General features: G+C 66.6%; 16 protein-coding genes. 14 read left to right on the top strand and 2 right to left on the bottom strand.

The window, feature by feature from the left end; genetic code table 11:
• Positions 1 to 15: 15 nt before the first annotated feature.
• Positions 16 to 2178: a ComEC/Rec2 family competence protein gene (locus IHV25_RS09320; RefSeq protein ID WP_192534853.1), complete on the bottom strand. Its 2163-nt coding sequence runs from the start codon at positions 2176 to 2178 to the stop codon at positions 16 to 18.
• A gap of 357 nt (positions 2179 to 2535) precedes the next feature.
• Between IHV25_RS09320 and gltX the strand changes: the two genes are divergently transcribed.
• The 9 genes from gltX to IHV25_RS09365 all read left to right on the top strand — a co-directional run bounded on the left by gltX (position 2536) and on the right by IHV25_RS09365 (position 11998).
• Complete coding sequence (gene gltX / locus IHV25_RS09325) at positions 2536 to 3930, top strand: glutamate--tRNA ligase (protein ID WP_192534854.1); 1395 nt, start codon at positions 2536 to 2538, stop codon at positions 3928 to 3930.
• Positions 3931 to 4200: 270 nt separating this feature from the next.
• The gene (gltA, locus tag IHV25_RS09330; protein ID WP_192534855.1) at positions 4201 to 5514 is read left to right on the top strand and encodes a citrate synthase; all 1314 of its coding nucleotides are present in this window, start codon (positions 4201 to 4203) and stop codon (positions 5512 to 5514) included.
• 83 nt (positions 5515 to 5597) lie between these two features.
• Positions 5598 to 6230 carry a precorrin-8X methylmutase gene (locus IHV25_RS09335; RefSeq protein ID WP_192534856.1) on the top strand — a complete coding sequence of 211 codons (633 nt, stop codon included), beginning with the start codon at positions 5598 to 5600 and terminating at the stop codon, positions 6228 to 6230.
• Positions 6227 to 6961, top strand: a complete 735-nt coding sequence (locus tag IHV25_RS09340; protein WP_192534857.1) for a precorrin-2 C(20)-methyltransferase — start codon at positions 6227 to 6229, stop codon at positions 6959 to 6961. Before IHV25_RS09335 ends, IHV25_RS09340 begins: the two co-directional genes overlap by 4 nt.
• The gene (gene cobJ, locus IHV25_RS09345; RefSeq protein WP_338048623.1) at positions 6958 to 7806 is read left to right on the top strand and encodes a precorrin-3B C(17)-methyltransferase; all 849 of its coding nucleotides are present in this window, start codon (positions 6958 to 6960) and stop codon (positions 7804 to 7806) included. Before IHV25_RS09340 ends, cobJ begins: the two co-directional genes overlap by 4 nt.
• Before the next feature lie 62 nt (positions 7807 to 7868).
• Positions 7869 to 8988, top strand: a protein-coding gene (prfB, locus tag IHV25_RS09350; protein ID WP_192534858.1) for a peptide chain release factor 2 whose coding sequence is annotated in 2 segments (ribosomal slippage) — positions 7869 to 7937 and positions 7939 to 8988 — 1119 coding nt in all. Because the reading frame shifts where the segments join, the coding sequence is not laid out codon by codon here.
• 363 nt (positions 8989 to 9351) lie between these two features.
• Positions 9352 to 10323 (top strand): methionine ABC transporter ATP-binding protein, encoded by a 972-nt coding sequence (locus IHV25_RS09355; RefSeq protein WP_197975017.1) that lies wholly within the window; start codon positions 9352 to 9354, stop codon positions 10321 to 10323.
• The gene (locus tag IHV25_RS09360; protein WP_242018898.1) at positions 10316 to 11023 is read left to right on the top strand and encodes a methionine ABC transporter permease; all 708 of its coding nucleotides are present in this window, start codon (positions 10316 to 10318) and stop codon (positions 11021 to 11023) included. The genes IHV25_RS09355 and IHV25_RS09360 overlap by 8 nt, the downstream gene beginning before the upstream one ends.
• A gap of 153 nt (positions 11024 to 11176) precedes the next feature.
• The gene (locus IHV25_RS09365; protein WP_192534859.1) at positions 11177 to 11998 is read left to right on the top strand and encodes a MetQ/NlpA family ABC transporter substrate-binding protein; all 822 of its coding nucleotides are present in this window, start codon (positions 11177 to 11179) and stop codon (positions 11996 to 11998) included.
• A gap of 313 nt (positions 11999 to 12311) precedes the next feature.
• Here IHV25_RS09365 and IHV25_RS09370 read toward each other — a convergent pair whose 3' ends face one another.
• Complete coding sequence (locus IHV25_RS09370; RefSeq protein ID WP_197975018.1) at positions 12312 to 13421, bottom strand: AraC family transcriptional regulator ligand-binding domain-containing protein; 1110 nt, start codon at positions 13419 to 13421, stop codon at positions 12312 to 12314.
• 142 nt (positions 13422 to 13563) lie between these two features.
• On the opposite strand from IHV25_RS09370, the gene icmF reads away from it, so the two are divergent.
• From icmF to IHV25_RS09395, 5 genes are all read left to right on the top strand, one after another.
• Positions 13564 to 16842 carry a fused isobutyryl-CoA mutase/GTPase IcmF gene (gene icmF / locus IHV25_RS09375; protein WP_192534860.1) on the top strand — a complete coding sequence of 1093 codons (3279 nt, stop codon included), beginning with the start codon at positions 13564 to 13566 and terminating at the stop codon, positions 16840 to 16842.
• Between the two features lie 409 nt (positions 16843 to 17251).
• Entirely contained in the window at positions 17252 to 18433 is a 1182-nt protein-coding gene (locus IHV25_RS09380; RefSeq protein WP_192534861.1) for an acetyl-CoA C-acetyltransferase, read from the top strand.
• Positions 18434 to 18501: 68 nt separating this feature from the next.
• A complete protein-coding gene (locus IHV25_RS09385; protein ID WP_192534862.1) occupies positions 18502 to 19353 on the top strand; it encodes a 3-hydroxybutyryl-CoA dehydrogenase in 852 nt (283 codons plus the stop codon).
• Positions 19354 to 19724: 371 nt separating this feature from the next.
• A complete protein-coding gene (locus tag IHV25_RS09390) occupies positions 19725 to 21644 on the top strand; it encodes a propionyl-CoA synthetase (protein WP_192534863.1) in 1920 nt (639 codons plus the stop codon).
• Between the two features lie 738 nt (positions 21645 to 22382).
• A complete protein-coding gene (locus tag IHV25_RS09395; protein ID WP_192534864.1) occupies positions 22383 to 23306 on the top strand; it encodes a DMT family transporter in 924 nt (307 codons plus the stop codon).
• Positions 23307 to 23419: the final 113 nt, after the last annotated feature.

Consider the following 23419-nt stretch of genomic DNA (forward strand, 5'->3'; position numbering starts at 1 on the left):
GTCAACACCAAAATGTCACTCCGGGTAGCGGGTCCAGAGCCGGTTCCCGCGCCGCCCCGCGCTGGTTTCCATGGAAAATCCGCCGTTGTCCAGGACCCGCACGGCAAGGGCGCCGCTCTCGTTGCGGTCGGTGCGGTCCAGAAGGTGCGGGCCCCGGAGCGACGCGGGGGCGTCCAGGAGGGGCGCCAGCGTCAGGTCGGCCCGGCTGCTGTCCTCCATCAGGGCCTCGACGTGGAAGGCAAGGGCAATGCGACGGCCCCGGATCTCCAGGATGCAGCCCAGCGGATCGCAGGTCAGGGCGTCGCAGGCTGTCTGTCCGGCCTCGGGAAAGCGCCCGCCCGTGCCGCCCCAGGTCTCGAGCCAGACCGAGCGCACGAACCGCTCCCGACGGAGGTCGCTGAACAGCCATCGCGGTCCGGAGCCCGGGGCGCTGCCCGTATCCGCTCCCACGCCGGAGCGCATGCCCGTGCCTGTCGCGGCGGGGGTGGTGGGGGCGGCGCCCTTCGGAGGGCTCTCGCAGCGCACGCCGATGAGCCGGCCCGAGGGGCTGACCAGGACATCGGGCGGGGTTCCGGTCCAGGGCAGGAGAAGGCCGACAGCGATCATGGGCACCCCCGCATGGCGCCAGCGGGTGTTCCACAGGCAGAGCCACAGACCGCCGAAGGTGGCCAGCCCCAGGGCCCACCCGGACCCCTGGGGCACCGGAAATGTGGCTCCGGGCCAGGAGACCAGTTCCAGGGATGTGGCGTTGATGATGTCGAGGCCCCAGGCCATGGCCGTGACCGGGAGCTTTTCCAGGCCCAGCGGCATGAGGGCCAGGGCTCCCACGCCCCAGGGCATGATCCAGAACCCCATGAGCGGTACGGCGACCGCGTTGCCCAGCAGTCCGTAGCTGTAGAATTTTCCGAAATGGTAGGAGGCGAAGGGCGTGGTGGCCGCGCTGGCGAAGATCGTGGTCAGGCTCAGCCCCAGGATATAGACAAGCACGGTGCGCACCGCCGAGCGCGAGCGCCCGCTGCCGGTGTGCCCCAGCCCCGAGATCTGGCGCCCCCAGGCCTCGTAGGCGGCGATCATGGCTATGACCGCGGCAAAGGACATCTGGAAACTGGCCTCAAGCAGGGTTTCCGGAGCCAGAAACAGGACCGCGAAGGCCGCCACCGCAATGGTGCGCCGGGACAGGGCGTTGCGGTTGATCAGGACCGCGAACAGGACAAGGGCGAACATGACAAACGCGCGCTGGGCGGGCACCGCGGCGCCGGACAGGGCCAGATAGAAGGCGGAGGCGAGAAACGCGCTGACCGCGGCGATCTTTTTCAGAGGCAGGCGTTCCGCAAGGGGCGCGGACAGGGCGAGCAGGGCCCGGACCACAAAGAAGACGAAGCCTCCGATCATGCTCATGTGCAGGCCCGAGATGGCCAGAAGATGGGCGATGCCGGCGGCCCGGTACGCCTCCTGGAGCTCCTCGGAGACGGCGGTGCGCTCCCCCGTCAGCAGGGCGGCAGCAAGGGCCCCCGCGTCCGGGTTGCCGATGGCGTCTCCGGCGGCCAGAAGCCGGTCCGTCACCACCGCGCGCAGCACCCGGACCCCGAGCAAAATGCGCTCGCCTGCGTGATCGACGGCCCCGCCGGAGTCTGCGGCGGCGTCGCCCGTCCGCTCGATCTTTCCCAGCACAAAGCCGGTCGCCCCGGTTCGGGTGAACCAGAACCGCCGCTGCATGTCATAGCCTCCGGGCAGCACGGGGCCGGAGGGCGGGCGAAGCTTGCCGTGGAAGCGGACCCGCTCGCCGGGCAGGAGGGGCCCGTCATCGGGAAGGCTGCTGTCGTAGGCCCGTACCCGGATGCGCTCCGGCGTGTCCGGTCCCGGGGTCCGGGCAAGGCGCAGGCTGTCCAGCTCCAGGTGCAGGCCCTTTTCCAGAGGGTGGATGCCCGCGATCCGGCCCTCGATGGCGATCAGGGGCGTCTCGTGCCTCAGCACCGGAGCCTGGACCGCATGGGCCCAGGACTGGGCCACGACAAACCCCACAGCGGCCAGGACCGCCGCCCGTGTCAGGAAAAGGCCGGTTGCGGAGGCCTCCCGAAGGCGCTCCGCCCCCACAATCAGCGCGGCCAGCACCAGGGGCGCGATCCAGACGGGCGGCTCGGAGCGAAGCGCGAAATAGGCTATGATGCCCAGACCCATGCCCACCGGTCCCCAGCTGAACCAGGAGGACCACTCTGCCTCGAGGGTGCGTTCCAGGGCCCGGGCCAGGGCTCGGGCGTGGGCTCGGGCGTGGGCGCGTCCGGGAGCGCTTTCCGCCCGTGGCCTGTCGCCGTCCTGCGCCTGCGGGAAAGGCTCACGGGCCCGCAGCCGGCGGAACCCTCCGGAAACAGGTTTTTCCCCGTCCGGAGTGCGGCCTGATGTGTGCGCTGCTGGCTCTTTTGAGGACATGTGTGTTAAACCACCCGCACAGGAGTGCCCGACCGTTGTTTCCTTTCAAGTATGAGCGGTGAGGGTGTTCCATCTCCAGACCTATCTTCAGGCAGCCGGATAATCACCATGACAGTTGTGACGCGCTTTGCGCCTTCGCCCACGGGATACCTTCATATCGGAGGGGCCCGCACCGCCCTGTTCAACTATCTCTTCGCCCGTCACCACGGCGGGAAGTTTCTCCTGCGGATCGAGGACACGGACCGGGCACGCTCGACGCAGCAGGCTGTGGATGCGATCCTGGACAGCCTGACCTGGCTGCAACTGGACTGGGACGGAGAGCCGGTCTACCAGTTCGCCCGGGCGCCGCGCCATGCCGAGGCCGCTCACAGCCTTCTCGAGAAGGGGCTGGCTTACCGCTGCTACTGCTCTCCGGAGGAACTGGCCGCCATGCGCGAGGAGGCAAGGGCGGCGGGGCGTCCGGCCGGGTACAACGGCTACTGGCGCGACCGGGATCCGTCCGAGGCGCCCGCCGGGGTGGATCCGGTCATCCGTCTGAAAATGCCCCGGGAGGGCGAGACCACCATCGATGATCTGGTGCAGGGCCCGGTGACCGTGGCCAACGCCCAGTTGGACGATATGGTCCTTCTGCGGGCGGACGGGACTCCCACCTACATGCTCTCGGTGGTGGTGGACGACCATGACATGGGCATCACCCATGTGATCCGTGGTGACGACCACCTTACCAACGCGTTCCGGCAGGCGGCCCTGTACCGGGCTTTGGGCTGGGACATTCCCCAGTTCGCCCACATTCCCCTGATCAATGGCCCGGACGGCAAGAAGCTGTCCAAGCGGCACGGGGCTGTGGGGGCCGAGACCTACCGGGAGGACGGGTTCCTGCCCGAGGCCATGTGCAACTACCTGACCCGTCTGGGCTGGGGCCACGGGGACGACGAGATCTTCTCGCGCCAGCAGGCCATCGAGTGGTTCGACCTGGCCGGTGTGGGCCGCTCGGCCGCCCGGTTTGATACGGCCAAGCTGACGGCCCTCAACGCCCACTACATCCGCGAGGCGGACCCGGCCCGGCTGGTGGACGAGGTCGTCTCCCGGCTGGAGGCGTCGGGCCTGCCGGTGGACGAGACGGGCCGCGCCCGTCTGGCGGCGGGCATGGAGGGGCTGCGGGAGCGGGCCCGCACGCTTGTGGACCTTGCGGATGCGGCGGCGTTCTATGTCCGCTCCCTGCCGCTGGAGCTGGACGAGAAGGCGCGCAAGATCCTGGACGGGGAGGGTGCGGAGGTTCTCCGGCAGCTGTGTCCCGACCTGGAGGCCGCCCCCGACTTTTCCCGGGACGCTCTCGAGGCGCTGGTGCGCACGTTTGCAGAGAAAAACAGCATGAAACTCGGTCAGGTTGCCCAGCCGATTCGGGCCGCTTTGAGTGGTTCCAGCGTCTCGCCTCCCGTTTTCGATGTCATGGAAGTTCTGGGTCGAAACGAAACCCTGGACCGTATCCGTGGGGTGCTGTGATTCCTGACAAAATCGATGCGGTATTAAAACTTTTCCGGTTTTAAGGGGGGGCAAACCGGAGTAGGCTAACGCCACATTTCATTCTGTACCGGGAATTGCCCCCCGGCAGGGGCCCGGGAGCCGGAGAGCCTCTCTCCCGGACACCGCTCCGGCGAAAGTCGGAACCGGTCGCGGAACAGGAAATGCAGATCAAAATAAGGCTTCGCGCGCAGGCCGGCCGCCTTTGGGGCGCACGGTTTCGGGCAGGGGCTCAAAACAAGGGATAACACGATGACAGAGGCAACCAACGACCGCAATTCGGTCACGATGATCGACAATCGGAGCGGGAAGTACTTCACGTTCCCCATCCTTCATGGAACGGTCGGCCCTGACGTGGTCGATTTCCGCCGCTTCTACGCGGAAACGGGCATGTTTTCCTATGATCCGGGGTATATGTCCACCGGTTCGTGCTCCTCGAAGATCACGTACATTGATGGCGACAAGGGAATCTTGCGCTATCGCGGCTATGACATCGTCGATCTGGCCGAGAACTGCACCTTCCTTGAGGTCTGCTACCTGCTGCTGACGGGTGAGCTGCCCAACGTCAAGGAAAAGCATGATTTCGAGGATACCATGCGGTATCACTCCATGCTCCACGAGCAGTTCCACCGCTTCCTGGACGGGTTCCGCCGCGACGCTCACCCCATGGCCATTCTCTGCGGTATGGCCGGCGCCCTCGCTGCCTTCTACCAGGACAGCATCGACATCCACGATCCCACCCAGCGCATGATCGCCCAGCACCGCCTGCTGGCCAAGATCCCCACCATGGTGGCCTGGGCCTACAAGTACTCCATCGGACAGCCCTTCCAGTACCCCCGCAACCGCCTGAACTACGCAGAGCGGTTCCTGGACATGATGTTCCGCACGCCCTGTGACTCCTACGAGCCCAACCCGATCTTCGCCAAGGCTCTGGACCGCATCCTCGTCCTGCACGCGGACCACGAGCAGAACGCGTCCACCTCCACGGTGCGCCTGACGGGCTCCTCGGGCGCGAACCCGTTTGCCTGTATCGCCGCCGGCATCGCCTCGCTCTGGGGACCGGCCCACGGCGGTGCGAACGAGGCGGTGCTGAACATGCTCCAGGAGATCGGCGATCCGTCCCGGGTCGGCGAGTACGTGAAGAAGGCCAAGGACAAGAACGATCCGTTCCGTCTGATGGGCTTCGGCCACCGGGTCTACAAGAACTACGACCCCCGCGCCCGGCTGATGGCCGAGACCTGCCGCGAGGTTCTCGACGCCACCGGAAACCGCGACGAGCCGCTTCTGAAGATCGCCATGGAGCTGGAGCGCATCGCCCTCGAGGACGATTACTTCATCGAGAAGAAGCTCTACCCGAACGTGGACTTCTACTCGGGCATCGTGTTCCGTGCGATCGGGCTCCCGGTTGCCATGTTCACCCCGATGTTCGTTCTCGCCCGGGCCGTGGGCTGGATTGCCCAGTGGAAGGAGATGATCGAGGACCCCGATCAGAAGATCGGCCGTCCCCGCCAGCTGTACCTTGGCAGCCCGGGCCGTCCGTTCGTGCCGCTGGACAAGCGGGGCTGATCGGGACTATATCCCGGAAACGCGCGGGCCTGACCTCCGTCGGGCCCGCTTTTTTGTCATTCTGAAGTCCGGGGCTTTTTTCCATGATGGAGTACAACAGGGACGCGGGGGACATCTATCGTCAGTCTTTCGCCATTATCCGGTCCGAGGCGAACCTCACGCGCATCCCGGCCGATCTCGAGCCCCTTGCGGTTCGGGTGGCCCACGCCTGCGGGATGCCCGACGTGATTGATGATCTGGTGTTCACTCCCGGTGCCGGAACCGCGGGCCGGGTGGCTCTCGAGGCCGGTGCCCCCATTCTGGCGGACTGTATGATGGTGGCCTGGGGGGTGACCAAGGCCCGCCTGCCCGCCAACAACGAGGTGATCTGCACCCTGAACGATCCGTCGGTTCCGGGGCTTGCGGCCCGGATGCAGACCACCCGCAGCGCCGCTGCCCTGGAGCTCTGGCGTCCCCACCTGGAGGGGGCAATTGTTGGAATTGGCAATGCTCCCACGGCTTTGTTCCGTCTTCTTGAGATTCTGGATGAGCCCGATGCTCCCCGCCCGGCCCTGATTTTGGGCTTCCCGGTGGGCTTTGTGGGCGCGGTCGAGTCCAAGGATGCGCTGGCGGACAACTCGCGCGGTGTGCCCTTTGTGGCCGTGCGCGGTCGCCGGGGCGGCTCGGCCATGACGGCGGCGGCCATCAACGCTCTTGGCGTGGAACAGTACACATGAGCGGACAGCTTTTCGGTCTGGGGGTGGGCCCGGGCGATCCGGAACTGATGACCCTCAAGTCCCTGCGGCTTCTGAAGGACTCCCCGGTGGTGGCCTATCTGGCAGCCCGGGGGCGCAAGGGCCGGGCCCTGTCCATCGTGGAGGGCTTCCTGTCCGACAGCCAGGAGCGACTGCCTCTGGTGTATCCGGTGACGACCGAATCCCTTCCCTCCACCGCCGCCTATGATGCTCTTATTCGCCAGTTCTACGACGAGAGCGCCGAGGTTCTGGCCACCCGCCTTCAGGCCGGGCAGAACGTGGCCCTGGTGTGCGAGGGGGATCCGTTCTTCTATGGCTCGTTCATGTACTTCCATGACCGGCTGGCCGACCGCTTTCCCACCACGGTGGTTCCCGGTGTGTGCTCGGTCCTGGCCTGTGCGGCTGGTCTCGGAACGCCGCTCGTCTACCGCAACCAGACCCTGAGCGTCCTTTCGGGTGTCCTGCCCGAGGAGGAGCTGAAAGCCCGCCTCCGGGGAGCCGAGGCGGCGGCCATCATGAAGCTGGGCACCAACTACCGGAAGGTCCGCGCGGTCATCCGGGACCTGGGCCTTCTGGATCACGCGCTCTACGCCGAGCGCGCCACCATGGCGGACCAGCGCCTGTGCGCCCTGAAAGACCTGCCCGAGGATGAGAACGTGCCCTATTTCGCCATGATTCTTTTGCCCGGAGACCGTTGGGAGGCCACGTCGTGACGGACTCCTCGGGGAACGCTCCGGCGGATACGGCTCTCGAGGCCGCCAGCGCCGTGTCGGCCGCGCCCAAAGACGGCGGGTGCGTCTACATTGTGGGGCTTGGGCCCGGCTCCCGGGATCTCATGGCCCCTGCGGCGCGCGACGCGCTGAGCCGTGCGGACCATATCGTCGGCTACGACACCTACGTGCAGATGGCCGGCCCCTTCCGGGAGGACCAGAAGGTTCATCCGTCGGACAACCGGGTCGAGCTCGACCGCTCGCGCCATGCTCTGGAGCTGGCGGCGGCCGGGGACACGGTGGCGGTGGTGTCATCGGGCGATCCCGGAATTTTTGCCATGGCAGCCGCGGTCCTTGAGGTTCTGGACACGGAGACGGATCCGCGCCTGCGGGCCGTGCGGGTCGTCGTCATTCCCGGCATTACCGCAGCCCAGGCCACGGCCTCGCGCATCGGGGCGCCCCTTGGCCATGATTTCTGCGTGATGTCCCTTTCGGACAACCTGAAGCCGTGGGATATTATCGAGAGGCGCCTGCGTCTGGCGGCCGAGGCCGATTTTGTGATTGCGCTTTACAATCCCATATCGAAAGCCCGCCCCCATCAGCTGGCGACGGCCTTTGACATTCTGCGCTCGGTTCGCACCCCCGACACGCCGGTGGTGCTCGGGCGCGACGTGGACCGCGAGGGGGAGAGCCTGACGGTGACAACCCTGGGGGCGGTCCGCCCCGAGCAGGTGGACATGCGCACCTGCGTTATTGTCGGCTCGTCCCGGACACGGCTTCTGCCCCGGGATGACGGGTCCATCATGGTGTACACCCCGCGGTTCTATCCCTGCGGGGAGGGCGCCTGAGGGGCGGGAGACCGTTCCGGGACTGTGTTCACAACCACCCAAAACACGAGGACTTTTCAACAATGCGTGCCGAACATCAGGCTTTGGTTGACAAGATCAAGCAGTCGACAGCACTGCTGAGGAGGCATCTTTGACTGGGATAACGCCCTTCGACGCCTCGACGAACTGAACGCCCTGTCCGAGGATCCCGAACTCTGGAACAACGCCTCCCGGGCCCAGACCCTCATGCGCGAGCGCAACTGGCTGGGTGATTCCATCAAGGGGGTGCGGGACCTGGAGCAGGGGCTGGAGGACGCCCTGACCCTGATCGAGCTCGGCGACGCCGAGGACGACGCGGAGACCGTCGCCGAGGGTGAGGCCCAGCTGGAGCAGCTGGCCCGCACGGCCGGACAGAAGGAGCTGGAAAGCCTTCTTTCGGGCGAGGCGGACTCGAACGACTGCTACCTCGAGGTCAACGCCGGTGCCGGCGGAACCGAGGCCCAGGACTGGGCCCAGATGCTTTTGCGCATGTACACCCGCTGGGCCGAGGCCCACGGCTACAAGGTCGAGTATCTGGAGGAAAGCGACGGCGAGGAGGCGGGCATCAAGTCCGCAACCGTCCGGATCGACGGCCGCAACGCCTATGGCTGGCTGAAGACCGAAAGCGGTGTCCACCGTCTTGTGCGCATCTCGCCCTATGACTCCTCGGCGCGCCGTCACACGAGCTTCTCCTCCGTCTGGGTCTACCCGGTGGTGGATGACAGCATCGATATCGTGATCGAGGAGAAGGACTGCCGCATCGACGTCTACCGGGCGTCGGGCGCGGGTGGCCAGCACGTGAACCGGACGGAATCCGCGGTGCGCATCACCCACAATCCCACGGGAATTGTGGTGCAGTGCCAGACCCAGCGCTCCCAGCATCAGAACAAGGACGCGTGCTGGAAGATGCTGCGCGCCCGCCTCTACGAGCTGGAGCTCCAGAAGCGCGAGGCCGAGGCTCGGGCCCTGGAGGACACCAAGACCGACATCGGCTGGGGCCACCAGATCCGGTCCTACGTTCTCCAGCCGTACCAGATGGTCAAGGATCTCCGCACCCACGTCGAGACCTCCGACACCTCGGGGGTTCTGGACGGGGATCTGGACCAGTTCATGGCGGCCTCCCTTGCCTCGCGGCTTGGAGGTGCCGAGGACGCGGCCGGCTAGGCCGGACACGGCGCGCCTTCAGGGGAGGAAGGGGCCCCGGGGCGTTTTCCCCGGGCCTTTTCCATCCCCGCCGTGCCCCGCTGTCCGGCGCCTTGCAGAGCGTTCTGCCCGGCGCTGCCCTTCAGGGGGTGCCCGTCCGGCGCCCCCAGGGCTTTTCGTCCGCGCCCCTCCGGGGTGTCCGTCTGGCGCCCCTCCGGGGGTGTCCGTCTGGCGCCCCTCCGGGGGTGTCCGTCTGGCGCCCCTCCGGGGCGACGCAGCCCCCACACCGGTCGGGACCGGAGACTCTCCGGTCCGCGTTTTCTTTCCGGGTTCCGGGCGGCCAGCCGTGGCTGCGCGCGGATCCGGGCCTGGCGGTTGTTGAACATGTCGATTGTTTCGGTCACGTCGCTTCAGAAGTGCTATCAGGAGTCCGTCGTTCTTCGGGACATCAGCTTCTCCGTGGAGGAGGGCGAGGTCTTCGGGATCGTCGGCCACTCGGGTGCGGGCAAGTCCACCCTTCTGCGCTGTCTCAACGGCCTCGAGGGCTATGACAGCGGCTCCGTGCATGTCATGGGCCGCGAGGTGGGGGATCTGGATCCGGCCGGGATCCGCCTTCTGCGCCGCGACATGGGCATGATCTTCCAGACCTTCAATCTGCTCTCGTCCCTGAGCGTTCTGGAGAACGTGCTGCTGCCCCTGAGGCTCTGGCACGTGCCGGCGGCCGAGCGGGAGGCGAGGGCGGGCGAGCTCCTGCGGCTTGTGGGCCTGTATGAGCGCCGGTTCGAGCGGGTCTCGGCCCTGTCCGGCGGGCAGAAGCAGCGGGTGGGCATTGCCCGCGCCCTGGCCCTGTCCCCCAAGGTTCTGCTGTGCGACGAGGCCACCTCGGCTCTGGATCCGGGCACCACCATTTCCATCCTGGACCTTCTGCTGGATATCCGCACCAGCCTGGGGCTCACCATCGTGTTCGTCACCCACCAGATGGAGGCGGTCAAGCGCGCCTGTGACCGGATCATGCTTCTGGACGGCGGGCAGATCCAGGGCACCGGTCCCACCGACCGCTTCTTCCTTGCGCCGTCGGAGGATCTGCGGCGCCTGGTGCAGGACGAGTACGCCCAGTTTCCCGGGGGCACCAACATCCGGCTGTGGTTCCCGAGGGAGATTGCGCGCGACGCGGTGATCACCTCCATGGCCCGGGCCCTGGACGTGGATTTCGCCATCGTCGGCGGCAAGCTGGAGCGCTATGCGGATGATGTCCGGGGCTTTCTGGTGATCAACGTCCCGGATCCGGACCGGGAGAGGGTTCTGGCCTACCTCGAGGCCAAAAAGCTGTATTGGGAGGTTCTGGGCAATGAGTAACCTGGTTTCGGCGCTTCTCTCGTTTCCGGCCGGTGTTGTGGACTCCCTGATGCGCAATCAGGACGCCCTGTTCCCGGCGTTCGGCGAAACCCTCTACATGGTCGGCGCCTCCACCGTCCTGTCGTTTGCCCTGGGCTTTTTCCTGGCCGTGGTGATGATCCTGTCCGGCCCCAAGGGACTGAACCCGGCGCCGCGTCTGTATTCGGTTCTCGATATCGTGGTGGATCTGGGCCGCTCGCTGCCGTTCATCATCCTGATCATCGCCATCATGCCCTTCACCCGCCTGGTTATGGGCACCGCCATTGGCACCACCGCCACCATCCTGCCCCTGACCGTGGCGGCCGCGCCCTTTGCGGCCCGGCTGATCGAGGCCAATTTCCTGGAGGTGGACCGGGGCGTGATCGAGGCTGCCCGCTCGTTCGGGGCGACGAATGCCCAGATCGTGTTCCGGGTTCTTGTGCCCGAGGCCCTGCCGGCCATCGCCCTGAACGTCTCGGTTCTGGGAATAGCGCTTGTGGGCTACTCCGCCATGGCCGGGACCGTGGGCGGAGGCGGCCTGGGGGATCTGGCCTACCGTCTTGGCTACGTGGGCTATGAGACCGACGTGACCCTGTGGTGCGTCATTCTTCTGGTGGCTCTGGTGACCGTGATCCAGAAGGCCGGGAACCTGATCTACAGCCGCCTGCGCCCGGACGCCTGACCCTCGTGACGGCAGGGGGCGTCGGGGCCCCCGGACAACGGGACAGCCCGCCGGACTGCGGGGCTGCCTCCTGCCAAAGCCGGCTCCCCCTTGCGAAGGAACGGTTTGCACTCCATCTTGTCTCTCTTACACTGACCGGCTGGAGGTACAGACATGAAAAGACGGCTTTTTGCACTCCCGGGCCTTGCCCTGGCCCTGCTCCTGGGATTTGGAGCATCCGCACAGGCGAAGGACACGATTGTAGTCGGGGTCACGCCCTTTCCCCACCGGGCCATTATGGAAAAAGCCGCTCCGCTTCTGAAGGCCAAGGGCTATGACCTTGTGATCCGGGACTTTTCCGACTATGTGCAGCCGAATATTGCCCTGGCCGAGGGCAGCCTGGACGCCAACTTTCACCAGCACATCCCCTACCTGGACACCACGAAGGTCCAGCGCGGTCTGGATCTGACCTGGGTTGCCAAGGTGCATATCGAGCCCCTGGGCCTGTACTCGAAGAAGATCCAGAACATTTCCGAGCTGAAAAAGGGCGACATCATCTCCCTGCCCAATGATCCCTCGAACGGCTCGCGCGCCCTGCGCCTTCTGGCCGCCCACGGGCTGATCACCCTGAAGGACAAGGATCTGGTCACGGTCCGTGATGTGGTCGACAACCCGCTGGGCCTGAAGCTGGTGGAACTGGACGCCGCCCAGCTTCCCCGCACCCTGGTGGACGTGACGGCCTCGGTGATCAACACCAATTTTGCGGTGCAGGGGGGCCTTATCCCCATCCGCGACGCCCTTTTGATCGAGGACGCGGATTCCCCCTACGTGAACGTCGTTGTGGTTCGCACGTCGGATCGGGACCAGCCCTGGGTTCGGGCGCTCGTGGAGGCGGTGAACTCGCCCGAGGTACGGGCCTTTATCGTGGACGATCTGGCATCCCGGGGCATCGTCCCGGCGTTTGATGTCCCCGCTGCTGAACCGGCGGCGAAGTAGGGGACAGCGGCGGGAGCGCCCGGCTTCGCAACGGCGCCTCCCGCACATCCCCGGTCACGGCCCGGGGGCCCCGGTGAATGCCTGTCAGGTCCGGAACGTCGGTTCCGGGCCTTTTTTGTGGCCGTAATGCGGGTGATGCGGGCGTGTCCCCAGGGGCGCCCCGGTGAGCCCGGAACTTACACCCTCCTGCCGACCTGGCATGGCTTCCGCCTGCGTGCGGGCCGCTGCGTCCGTCGTGCCTTTCCCGGACAGTCCCGGGGGCGGACGATGGCCGTGCGGTGGCCGGAGTGGGGCTGGGGTGGTGGTGGCGGGATTACCCTGTGTGACCCGCCCTGGCGGACTCCGGATCCCGTGGGCTCGGGCGGTCCAGGGGGGCTTTCCGGTAGCGTTCCGGGGACAGGCCCGTCCAGCCGACAAACGCCCGGTAGAAGGCCGAGGTGTCCGCGTAGCCCAGTTCCTGGGCAATGTGCTCGATTCCCAGATCCGTCTTCACAAGCCGTGAGCAGGCCAGATCCCGCCGGACCCCGCTCTTGAGAGCCCGAAACGAGGTTCCCTCGGCGGCCAGGCGTCTTTCCAGGGTGCGCGGTGACTGGTGCAGGTGCCGGGCAATGTCGCCCAGGGCGGGGTTTTCCCCGATCCGGGTTCGCAGGGCCTCCTGAACCCGCACGCCGGTCTCCCGGTCCCGGCGGTAGAGCATCGATATGCGCCCCGGCGCCCCCTTCAGGAAGGCGTTCAGGTCCGCCTCGTGACGGCGCACGGGCAGGTCCAGAAGGGGCACGGAAAAGCGGGCGACCAGGGCCGGGGCCCCGAAGCTGTAGCGCGCGCTGTAGACCAGCTCGTAGTCGGCGGCGTGGCCGGGAGCCGGGTAGGGGAAGGCCACCTGGTCCAGGGGCACCGGGCGCGCCACAAGCCAACACGCAATGCAGTGGAGCAGGCGCAACAGCCACTCGAAGGCAAAGACCCGCGCGGGGTCATCCGCCTGCTCGGACAGGGGGCGCACCTCCCGGATTGTCAGCTCCGCGTGGGTCTCCCGGCGGGTGAGTGTGACCTCCAGGTCGTCCAGCACCAGGGACAGGAACCGCCGGGCCCGGTCAAGGCCCTCCTCCAGGGTGGCGGCGCCCAGAACGCTCCGGCACAGGAACTCGAAGGTTCCGGGGCGCAGGGGCCGGGAAAAGAGGCAGACGGCCTCGTCCTGGCTGCGGGCAATGGCCCGATTGAACAGCTCCGCATAGCGGCTGACAGGAAGGCGGCCGCCCCGCTGCGCGGTCTCGCCGGCCTCCCGTTCCAGAAGGTCGTCCACCGGGATATTGCTGCGCACAAGCCCCGACAGCATGCCCGAGACAAACCCCATGGACACATCGCCCCGTCCGGCCGAGCCCTCTCCCCCGTCCCGGGGCCGGGTTTCCGATATTGTTATGGGCACAGCGTCCTCCCCCTGTGACCGGTCTCGCCACAGCTCCGACTACATTGGCGGATTTTACATGAAAGCTGTCATGAGCTGCAATGGCCCGGCGCACCGGCCCCGGCTACAGTCCGGGAAAACTCACGCCGCCGGGGAGGCTCTCATGACCCACGTAAGCTCTCAGGACCGCCAGCCGGCGGCCACAACACCCTACCGTCCGACGAACCGGGTCCGTTTCCTGACCGCGGCGTCCCTGTTCGACGGTCACGATGTCTCCGTCAACATCATGCGGCGCATTCTGCAGACCACCGGGGTGGAGGTTATTCATCTCGGGCATAACCGGTCGGTCGAGGAGATCGTGACGGCCGCGGTCCAGGAGGACGTCCAGGGGGTGGCCATCAGTTCCTATCAGGGCGGCCACATGGAGTTCTTCAAGTACACGCTGGACCTTCTTCGGGAGCGGGACGCGGGCAACGTGATGATCTTCGGCGGGGGCGGGGGTGTGATCACGCCCCCCGAGCTGGACGAGCTTCACGCCTACGGGATTTCCCGGCTGTACTCTCCCGAGGACGGGGCGCGGCTGGGACTCCAGGGCATGATGAACGATGTGGTGTCGAAGGCGGACTACGACCTGACCCACGTGGCGCCGAAAGAGACCCAGGCCCTTCTGGCGGGCCTTGCCACGGGCGGGCACCGCTTTCTTGCGCGGGTGATCACGGCTCTCGAGAACGGGGGTCTGGACGAGGAGGCCTGTACCGCGCTTCGCACAGCGGCGGCGGGCGTGTCGGTCCCGGTTCTGGGCATCACGGGGACCGGGGGAGCGGGCAAGAGCTCGCTTACGGATGAGCTGGTGCGCCGCTTCCGGCTGGACCGCAATGAGCAGCTGAAAATCGCCATCATCTCCATTGATCCGTCCCGCAAGAGGACGGGCGGAGCGCTTCTGGGCGACCGCATCCGCATGAACGCCATCAACCATCCCAACATTTTCATGCGCTCGCTGGCCACCCGGGAGACCGGTGCCGAGATCTCGCCGGCCCTGGCCGAGGTGATCGCGGCCACCCGCCTTGCGGGCTTCGATCTGGTGATCGTGGAGACGTCGGGTATCGGGCAGGGCAACGCGGCCATCGTGCCCTACGTGGACCTGTCCCTTTATGTGATGACCCCCGAGTTCGGTGCGGCCAGCCAGCTCGAGAAGATCGACATGCTGGATTTCGCCGATCTGGTGGCCATCAACAAGTTCGACCGCAAGGGCGCCGAGGATGCCCTTCGGGATGTCTCGCGGCAGGTCCAGCGCAACCGGGAGGCCTGGGGCGAGTCCCACGAGTCCATGCCCGTGTTCGGTACCATGGCGTCGCGTTTCAATGATGACGGGGTCACGGCGCTTTACCAGGCGCTGGTCCCGGCGCTGGAGGCCCGGGGTCTTCCCGGCGGGCCGGGGCGCCTGCCCCGTGTCGACGTGCGCTGTCCGTCCGCCAGCCGGGCCATCATTCCCCCGTCCCGGACGCCGTATCTCTCGGAAATTGCAGAGTGCGTGCGCACCTACCGCGCGGATGTTGAGACCCGGGTTCGCACCGCGCGGGACCGGGAGGCCCTGCAGATTGCCCGCTCGTGCCTGGAGACCGGGGATGCGGACCTGACCGCCCTTGATGCGGCTCTGGAGCGGCGGACCGCGGACCTGGGGTTCGAGGCCCGCTCCCTTCTGGAGACCTGGCCCACCGTCCGCAAGCAGTACGAGGGGGAGCAGCACGTGGTCCGGATCCGGGATCGGGACATCTGCACCGAGCTGACCCGCGAGTCCCTGTCCGGCACCCGGATTCCCAAGGTGTCTCTGCCGCGCTACGGCAGCGAGGCCGACCTTCTGCGGTTCCTGATGCTGGAGAACCTGCCGGGGTACTTCCCCTTTACGGCCGGGGTGTTCCCGTTCAAGCGCGAGGGGGAGGATCCCACCCGCATGTTTGCGGGCGAGGGCGATGCCTTCCGCACCAACCGGCGGTTCCGGAAGCTGTCCGAGGGGATGCCCGCCCACCGGCTGTCCACGGCCTTTGACTCGGTCACCCTGTACGGCTGCGACCCGGCGGAGCGGCCCGACATCTATGGCAAGGTGGGGAATGCGGGGGTGTCCATCGCCACCCTGGACGACATGAAAGTCCTCTACGAGGGCTTTGACCTGTGCGCGCCCTCCACCTCCGTGTCCATGACCATCAACGGACCGGCGCCGGTGGCCATGGCCTTCTTCTTCAACACCGCGATCGACCAGCAGATGGCGCGGTTCCAGGAGGAGACCGGGCGCGAGCCGACCCCCGAGGAACGGGACGCGATCCGGGCCCGCACCCTCTCGACGGTGCGCGGGACCATCCAGGCCGATATCCTCAAGGAGGACCAGGGGCAGAACACCTGCATTTTCGCCACCGAGTTTGCCCTCAAGCTCATGGGGGATATCCAGGAGTATTTCGTGCGCAATGACGTGCGCAATTTCTACTCCGTGTCCATCTCCGGCTATCACATCGCCGAGGCCGGGGCCAACCCCATCACCCAGTTGGCCTTCACCCTGGCAAACGGGTTCACCTACGTGGAATCCTATCTGGCCCGGGGCATGGACATCGACGCCTTTGCGCCGAACCTGAGCTTCTTCTTCTCGAACGGGATGGATCCGGAGTACTCGGTTATCGGCCGGGTGGCCCGCCGGATCTGGGCTATCGCCATGCGCAACAGGTACGGAGCCAACGAACGCTCCTGCAAGCTGAAGTACCATGTGCAGACGTCGGGGCGCAGCCTCCACGCCCAGGAGATGGATTTCAACGACATCCGCACCACCCTCCAGGCCCTGATTGCGATCTACGACAACTGCAACAGCCTGCACACCAACGCCTATGACGAGGCCATCACCACGCCTACCGAGGAGTCGGTCCGCCGGGCCATGGCGATCCAGCTGATCATCAACCGGGAGTGGGGTGTGGCCATGAACGAGAACCCCAACCAGGGAAGCTTCCTGATTGATGAACTGACGGACCTGGTGGAGGAGGCCGTTCTGAAGGAGTTCGACGCCCTGTCCTCCCGTGGCGGTGTTCTGGGGGCCATGGAGACCGGATACCAGCGGGGCCGGATCCAGGATGAGTCCCTCTATTACGAGCACCGCAAGCACGACGGCTCCTATCCCATCATTGGTGTGAACACGTTCCTGAACCCGCACGGGCGCGAGATTGTGGAGATCGAGCTGGCCCGCTCCACCGAGGATGAGAAGCAGAGCCAGCTCCGTCGCCTGAAGGACTTCCAGACCCGGCACAGTGCCGAGGCTCCGTTCTGGCAGGCGCGCCTGCGCGAGGCCGTGATCAACGACGAGAACGTTTTCGACACCATCATGGAGGCCGTGAGGCACTGTTCCATGGGGCAGGTCACCGAGGCCCTGTTCCAGGTCGGCGGTCAGTATCGCCGGAACATGTAGGGTCAAGCGCCCCGCCTGGAAACCGGCGGGGCAAAACAGGGGGCTCCGGCGTCGCTGGCTCCGGAAGCCTCCCTGCGGCGCCTGTGATTTTGGGAACCCCGGACCGCTGCCTCAGCGGGTCAGGGAGTGGCCTGGACAGGATCACAGGGGCCGGGCCAGGCCGGGGTGTGCGGGGTGCCGCCCCGGCCGCCGAACCGCAGGGCGGGACGGGCCGGGCGGGGTGAGGCCTCGAAGGCCGGCCCGCGAGAGGCGCGGTGTCGCCCGTCTCCCCGGTGTGATCAGGGGCACCCGCGAAAAAGAGGCCCCCGGAAAAGAGTGCCCCGGAAAAGAGGCCCACAAAATAAAAGCCCGGAGAACGGGTCCGCACAACGGATCTTGCCCCGCGGCCGGAACGGGAGGGAAGGGCAGCATGACCGATACAGTCATAGTCAGCGCGGCGCGCACGCCGTTCGGAAAGTTTGGCGGAGGGCTTGCGTCCCTGTCCGCCACCGACCTTGGCGGCGTGGCGATCCGTGAGACCGTAAGGCGCTCCGGGCTTGCGCCGGATGCGGTGGACCGGGTGATCATGGGGCACGTGGTTCAGGCCGGTTGCGGCCAGATTACGGCCCGGCAGGCCGCCCGCAGTGCCGGGCTCCCGTGGGAGACCCTGGCCCTGACCGTCAACCGGGTCTGCTGTTCCGGGCTTTCGGCGGTGGCGCTGGCCCACGACCGGCTCCAGGCCGGGCACGACGAGATCATTGTTGCCGGGGGCATGGAGAGCATGTCCCGCATTCCCTACGCCCTTCCGACCATGCGCTTCGGCGCGCGGATGACCGACACCGGGTGCGAGGATCTGATGTTGCGCGATGGCCTGTGGTGTCCGTTCGACGACCGGCATATGGCGGTCCACGGCTCGGAGGCCGCCCGGGAGTTCGGAATCTCCCGCGAGGCCCAGGACGCCTGGGCCCTTCGCTCCCACCAGCGCGCGGTGGCAGCCGCCGGAAAGGGTGTCTTTGACGGCGAGATTGTTCCCGTCACCGTGGCCTCGCGCAAGGGGGAAACCTTGGTGGCCCGGGACGAGGGCCCCCGTGCGGACACAAGCCCGGAGGCTCTGGCGAAACTGCCGCCCCTGTTTGTGGAGGACGGGACCGTGACCGCCGGGAACGCTCCGGGAGTGAACGACGGTGCCGCGTCCCTGATGGTCATGCGCCGCAGCCGGGCGGAGCGCCTGGGGCTTCGGCCGCTGGCCACCGTCGAGGCCCACGCGGAGGCGGCGGAGGAGGCGCGCTGGATCGCAACGGTTCCCGGGCGCGCCGCGCTTCGGGCTCTGGAGCGGGCCGGGCTCTCCATGAACCGCATGGACCTGATCGAGGTCAACGAGGCCTTTGCCGCCGTGGTCCTGGTGTCCGGCGTCATCGCGGGCTGGGACCATGATCGGGTCAACGTCAACGGGGGCGCCATCGCCTTCGGCCACCCGGTGGGGGCCAGCGGGGCGCGGATCCTGCTGCACCTGATCCGGGCGCTGGAGGCCCGGGGCGGGGGCTATGGGCTGGCCTGCCTGTGCAGTGGCGCAGCCCAGGGGGATGCCATGATCGTGCGCGTGGATCCCTGAGAAAACAATCAACAGCCGGGGGCCCGGGACCGGGTACCCCAAAGGCAGGGACAAGGGGAGGTGGGAGCGTGGACATACGCAGTGTGATGGTGGTCGGTGCGGGGCAGATGGGCAGCGGCATCGCCCAGGTGATGGCCCGAAGCGGCCTCGAGACCCTTCTTTTCGACAGCAATGCCGCGGCCCTGGAACACGGGATGGCGAAAATCCGCAAGAACCTGGAGCGGGACGTGGAGAAGGGACGTCTGTCCGCGGCCGACCGTGACGCGGCGCTGGGGTGTCTGAGGGCGGCTCCGGGTCTCGATGCGGCCGGCTCGACCGATCTTGTGGTGGAGGCCGTGGTCGAGACCATGGACGTCAAGGGGCCGCTGTTCCAGGTGCTGGACGAGATCTGTCCGCCCGCGACGATCCTGGCCTCCAACACGTCGTCCCTGCCCATCACCCGTCTGGCCTCCGCCACCTCCCGTCCGCAGAAGGTCGTGGGGATGCACTTCATGAACCCGGTGCCAGTCATGAGCCTGGTGGAGTTGATCCGGGGCCTGCTGACGGACGATGCCGTCTGTCAGGCCATCACCGCGCTGGGCAAGCGCCTGGGCAAGACCGTGGTCGAGGTCCGTGATGTCCCGGGGTTCGTGTCCAACCGGGTTCTCCAGGTCATGATCAACGAGGCGATCTTCTGCGTCTACGAGGGGGTCGCAACGCCGGAGGGCGTCGATACGGTCATGAGGCTGGGCATGAACCACCCCATGGGGCCTCTGGCGCTGGCGGACCTGATCGGCCTCGATACGGTGCTGTCCATTCTCGAGATCCTGTACGAGGGCTACGGCGACCCGAAATTCCGCCCCTGTCCGCTGCTGCGGCAGTACGTCGCGGCGGGGCTTCTGGGGCGCAAGAGCGGCCGCGGATTCTACGATTACCCCTGATGCGCGAGGGTCCGCCCGGGCGGGCCGGGGGCCCAGGGCCCGCGAGACCCGCCGGAGCGGGCCGGGGAGCCAGCCGGCTTCCGCAGCCTTGGGCCGGAGACGTCTGAAAAACAGAGTTTTTTCCGGCTCCGGTCGGGTTTCCCGACGCACCACCGTGCCGTTGCAAGCAAGGCGCGAGGGCTCGGGTGTGCGCGTTTTTTGGCAGACCTCAAGTCATCTGAATGCGTAATATTCCGGCCTTTTTTGGCGTGACATTCATGATTCTGCGTAATACCATTTCTCCCGGTATGGTCACTCTACAAGCAAAAAAACGCGCCAGACTGGACCTCCAAAAAAAGGGCGCCAAAGACCAAAACAGGGAGAACAGGCCTATGAACACCTATGCAGACGATGTTGTCAGCCGCATGCACCAGAGCGCGATCGAGGATCCCGAGGCCTGGTGGGCCGAGAACGCCCGCCAGATTGACTGGTATACCGAGCCCTCGCAGATTCTCGACCGCTCCAACCCGCCGTTCTACCGCTGGTTCCGGGGCGGTGTGCTCAACACCTGCTACAACGCGCTCGACCGCCATGTGAGCGGGGGACGGGCGGACCAGGTGGCCCTGATCTACGACAGCGCCATGACCGGGGAGCAGCGCTCCTACACCTACCGCCAGCTTCTGGACGAGGTCGCCCTGTTTGCCGGAGTCCTGGCCCGCAACGGTGTGCAGAAGGGCGACCGGGTTATTGTCTACATGCCCAACATTCCCGAGGCCGTGGTGGCCATGCTGGCCTGTGCGCGCCTGGGAGCCATCCACTCCATGGTCTTCGGCGGGTTTGCCGCAAACGAGCTCTCGACCCGGATCGACCACTGCACCCCCCGTGTCATCGTGGCCGCCTCCTGCGGTCTGGAGCCGGGGCGGACCATTCCCTACAAGCCCATGCTGAACGAGGCCATCGACCTGTCCACCCACAAGCCGGACCGGGTCATCATCTTCCAGCGCGACCAACTCCATGCGGATCTGGACAAGCCCCACGACCGGGACTGGGTCGCCGAGATGAAGGCCGCCTCCCCCCATGACTGCGTTCCGGTGGAATCGGAGCATCCGCTGTATATCGCCTACACCTCCGGCTCGACGGGCGCCCCCAAGGGTGTCATCCGGGACAACGGGGGCCATGCGGTGGCCCTGAAGTGGTCCATGAAGGCAGTCTTCGACACGGACCCCGGAGAGGTCTTCTTTGCGGCCTCGGACGTGGGCTGGGTTCTGGGGCACTGCTACATCGTCTACGCCCCCCTGATGCACGGCGCCACCAGTGTGCTGTTCGAGGGCAAGCCGGTGGGCACGCCGGACTCCTCGACGTACTGGCGCATGGTCGAGCAGCACGGCATCGTTACCCTGTTTACCGCCCCCACGGCCCTTCGCGCCATCAAGCGCGAGGATCCGGACGGGAGCATCCTGCGCTCCCGGGATCTCTCCAGCCTGCGGACCCTGTTCCTTGCGGGTGAGCGGGCCGATCCCAACACCATCGAGTGGATTACCGACCTTCTGGATATCCCGGTGATCGACAACTGGTGGCAGACCGAGGCCGGCTGGCCCATGGTCGCCAACTGCAAGGGGCTGGGGCTCATGCCGATCAAGCCCGGCTCGCCCACCCGCCCGGTGCCGGGCTGGGACGTGCGGGTGGTGGACGAGAACGGCCAGGAGACCGAACCCGACCAGATGGGCGCCATCGTGGTGCGCCTGCCCATGGCCCCCGGCGCGGCGCTGTCCCTGTGGAACGCGGACCAGCGTTACATCGACAGCTATATGACGGCCTTCCCGGGGTACTACAACACGGGGGACGCGGGTTACCGGGACAAGGACGGATATTTCTATGTCATGTCCCGCACGGACGACATCATCAACGTCGCGGGGCACCGTCTCTCCACCGGCGCCATGGAGGAGGTCCTGTCCGCCCATCCGGCTGTTGCGGAGTGCGCGGTCATTGGCGTTGCGGACGACCTGAAGGGTCAGAAGCCCCTCGGATTCGTGTGCCTCAAGGCCGGGACCACGGCCCGCTACGAGGACATCATCGAGGAGTGCGCCCGGATGGTGCGCCACCACATCGGTCCGGTTGCCGCCTACCGCGAGACCATCGTTGTGGAGCGGCTGCCCAAGACCCGCTCGGGCAAGATTCTCCGGGGCACCATGCAGAAGATCGCGGACAACCAGGAATTCCGGATGCCCGCCACCATCGATGACCCGGCCATTCTCGAGGAGATTGCCGTGGCCCTGAAGGAGGTCGGACTGGCCGGCAACCGTCCCGACTGATTTTCCAACCCTGTCACCGGGGTGGTTGCACGGGGCTGTGGCGTTCGGGGCGGTGCGGTCCGTTCCGTTCTCCGGCGCCCTGCCATGGGGGCGGAGCCCGGTGCTTCGCCCCCTCTCTTTGGAATGGTGCCTGCTGCGGCCGTGCCCGGAACGGCCGTATGCGGCGGGGTACGGGACCAGGGGTGGCTGTTCTCTTCGGCCTCTCCGGGTTCCGGCCCTGCTGCGAGGTGGTGGGGTCCGGGGGACCATGTCACGCTTAGGTGACCCGGTGCCTCCGTACCCCTTCGCCAGGTTTCCCGCCGGGGTCCGGTTTTGTATCGCGCCGTCCGCCCCGTTCTGTGTCCCGTCCGTGCCTCATCCTCCGGCGTTTTCGCGCCTGACAGCGGCCGTCTCAGGTCAGGGCCTCCGGCTCGGCACAATGGGCCGGGCGTGGCGGGCGTTCACCCCGGTGCCGCTCGCTTGTGCACGCTGCGCGGAGGGCAGGGGGCGGGCCGCGGCTCCCCCTCTGGCGAGCACGGAGAACCGTTCGATCATCCGATGTGTGTTGTTCCGAAGGCGGGACCGTCCTGCTATTCTTCACAGACCGGCTTCGGACCGCGGGGGCGTGCCCTCCGGCTGACAGCCGTTCGCTCCCTCGGGCAGTGTCGGAAACCTGCAAGCCGGTCCTGTGGCCAGTCGGGTGCCGGTCGGTCCGAAAATATCATGAACCTGAAAACACGGCAGGGCAGGGGATCCGTCATGAAGCTGTTCCAACGATCCGGCGCGGGAGGGAACGCGCTCGCCTATATCCTGATGACCCTGACGACCCTGTTCTGGTCTGGCAATCTGGTTGTCGCCCGGGGCGTGCGCGACCACATGCCCCCTGTTGCCCTGGCCTACTGGCGCTGGGTCATCGTTCTGTGCCTGTGTCTGCCGTTTGCCCTTCCCCATCTGCGCCGCGAGTGGCCCGTGATCCGTCAGAACTGGCGTGCCCTTCTCGTTTTGGGAATTCTGGGGGTGACGCTTTATAACACCCTCGCCTATGTGGGGGTGCAGCACACCACGGCGACCACCGGCCTGATCCTGACATCCCTGACTCCGGTGGCCGTCCTCCTGCTGTCCCTGGCGTTTTTCCGAACCCGGCTGACGTGGCGGGAGGTCACGGGCGTGGTGGTCTCCCTCTCCGGCATGACCCTCATCATTGCGAAGGGCAGCCTCGCGACCCTTGCGGGCGTCAACTTTGATGCCGGGGATCTCTGGATGGTGGCCGCTGTTCTGACCTGGGGGTTCTACACCATCGGTTTGCAGAAGTGGCAGGGGCTGCCGCTCCATCCCATGGTGTTCCTGGGCGTCCAGACGTTTCTGGGGCTGCTGTTCCTTACACCCGCCTGGATCTGGGAACTGGCGCAGGGCCATTCCCCCTCCCTGACGGCACAAAGCGCTCTCGGCGTGGCGTATCAGGGCCTGTTTCCCGCGTTCCTCAGCTACCTGTTTTACGCGTTTTCCGTCCGGCGGATCGGGGGCACGAAAGCCTCCCTGTTCATGTACCTGACACCGGTGTTCGGAATCCTGCTCTCGGTCCTGTTTCTCGGGGAGACTGTCCGGGCGTATCACCTTGCCGGAATCGTGCTGATTTTCGCCGGGATCTTTGTGAGCACGGGCCGCTCCGGCCGCCGGGCGTAGGTTCGGCCGGGGGCACTCGTCTGGCTCTGCCGGGGTCCGGCCTGATTCCGTGTTTGGCGTCCGCCCGGTTTGGCGTGTCGGGACGGGTGATTTGGGCGTGTCGGGGTTGGGGT

The organism is Phaeovibrio sulfidiphilus (genome assembly GCF_014861485.1).
Taxonomy (GTDB): Bacteria; Pseudomonadota; Alphaproteobacteria; order Rhodospirillales; family Rhodospirillaceae; genus Phaeovibrio; species Phaeovibrio sulfidiphilus.

Bases quoted from the DNA above. Each gene is read 5' to 3' on its own strand.
- IHV25_RS09380 (WP_192534861.1), top strand. From the start codon at position 17,252: ATGACCGATACAGTCATAGTCAGCGCGGCGCGCACGCCGTTCGGAAAG.
- icmF (WP_192534860.1), top strand. From the start codon at position 13,564: ATGACCCACGTAAGCTCTCAGGACCGCCAGCCGGCGGCCACAACACCC.
- IHV25_RS09360 (WP_242018898.1), top strand. From the start codon at position 10,316: ATGAGTAACCTGGTTTCGGCGCTTCTCTCGTTTCCGGCCGGTGTTGTG.
- gltA (WP_192534855.1), top strand. From the start codon at position 4,201: ATGACAGAGGCAACCAACGACCGCAATTCGGTCACGATGATCGACAAT.
- IHV25_RS09395 (WP_192534864.1), top strand. From the start codon at position 22,383: ATGAAGCTGTTCCAACGATCCGGCGCGGGAGGGAACGCGCTCGCCTAT.
- IHV25_RS09365 (WP_192534859.1), top strand. From the start codon at position 11,177: ATGAAAAGACGGCTTTTTGCACTCCCGGGCCTTGCCCTGGCCCTGCTC.
- gltX (WP_192534854.1), top strand. From the start codon at position 2,536: ATGACAGTTGTGACGCGCTTTGCGCCTTCGCCCACGGGATACCTTCAT.
- IHV25_RS09390 (WP_192534863.1), top strand. From the start codon at position 19,725: ATGAACACCTATGCAGACGATGTTGTCAGCCGCATGCACCAGAGCGCG.
- IHV25_RS09320 (WP_192534853.1), bottom strand. From the start codon at position 2,178: ATGGGTCTGGGCATCATAGCCTATTTCGCGCTTCGCTCCGAGCCGCCC.
- IHV25_RS09340 (WP_192534857.1), top strand. From the start codon at position 6,227: ATGAGCGGACAGCTTTTCGGTCTGGGGGTGGGCCCGGGCGATCCGGAA.
- IHV25_RS09355 (WP_197975017.1), top strand. From the start codon at position 9,352: ATGTCGATTGTTTCGGTCACGTCGCTTCAGAAGTGCTATCAGGAGTCC.
- IHV25_RS09335 (WP_192534856.1), top strand. From the start codon at position 5,598: ATGATGGAGTACAACAGGGACGCGGGGGACATCTATCGTCAGTCTTTC.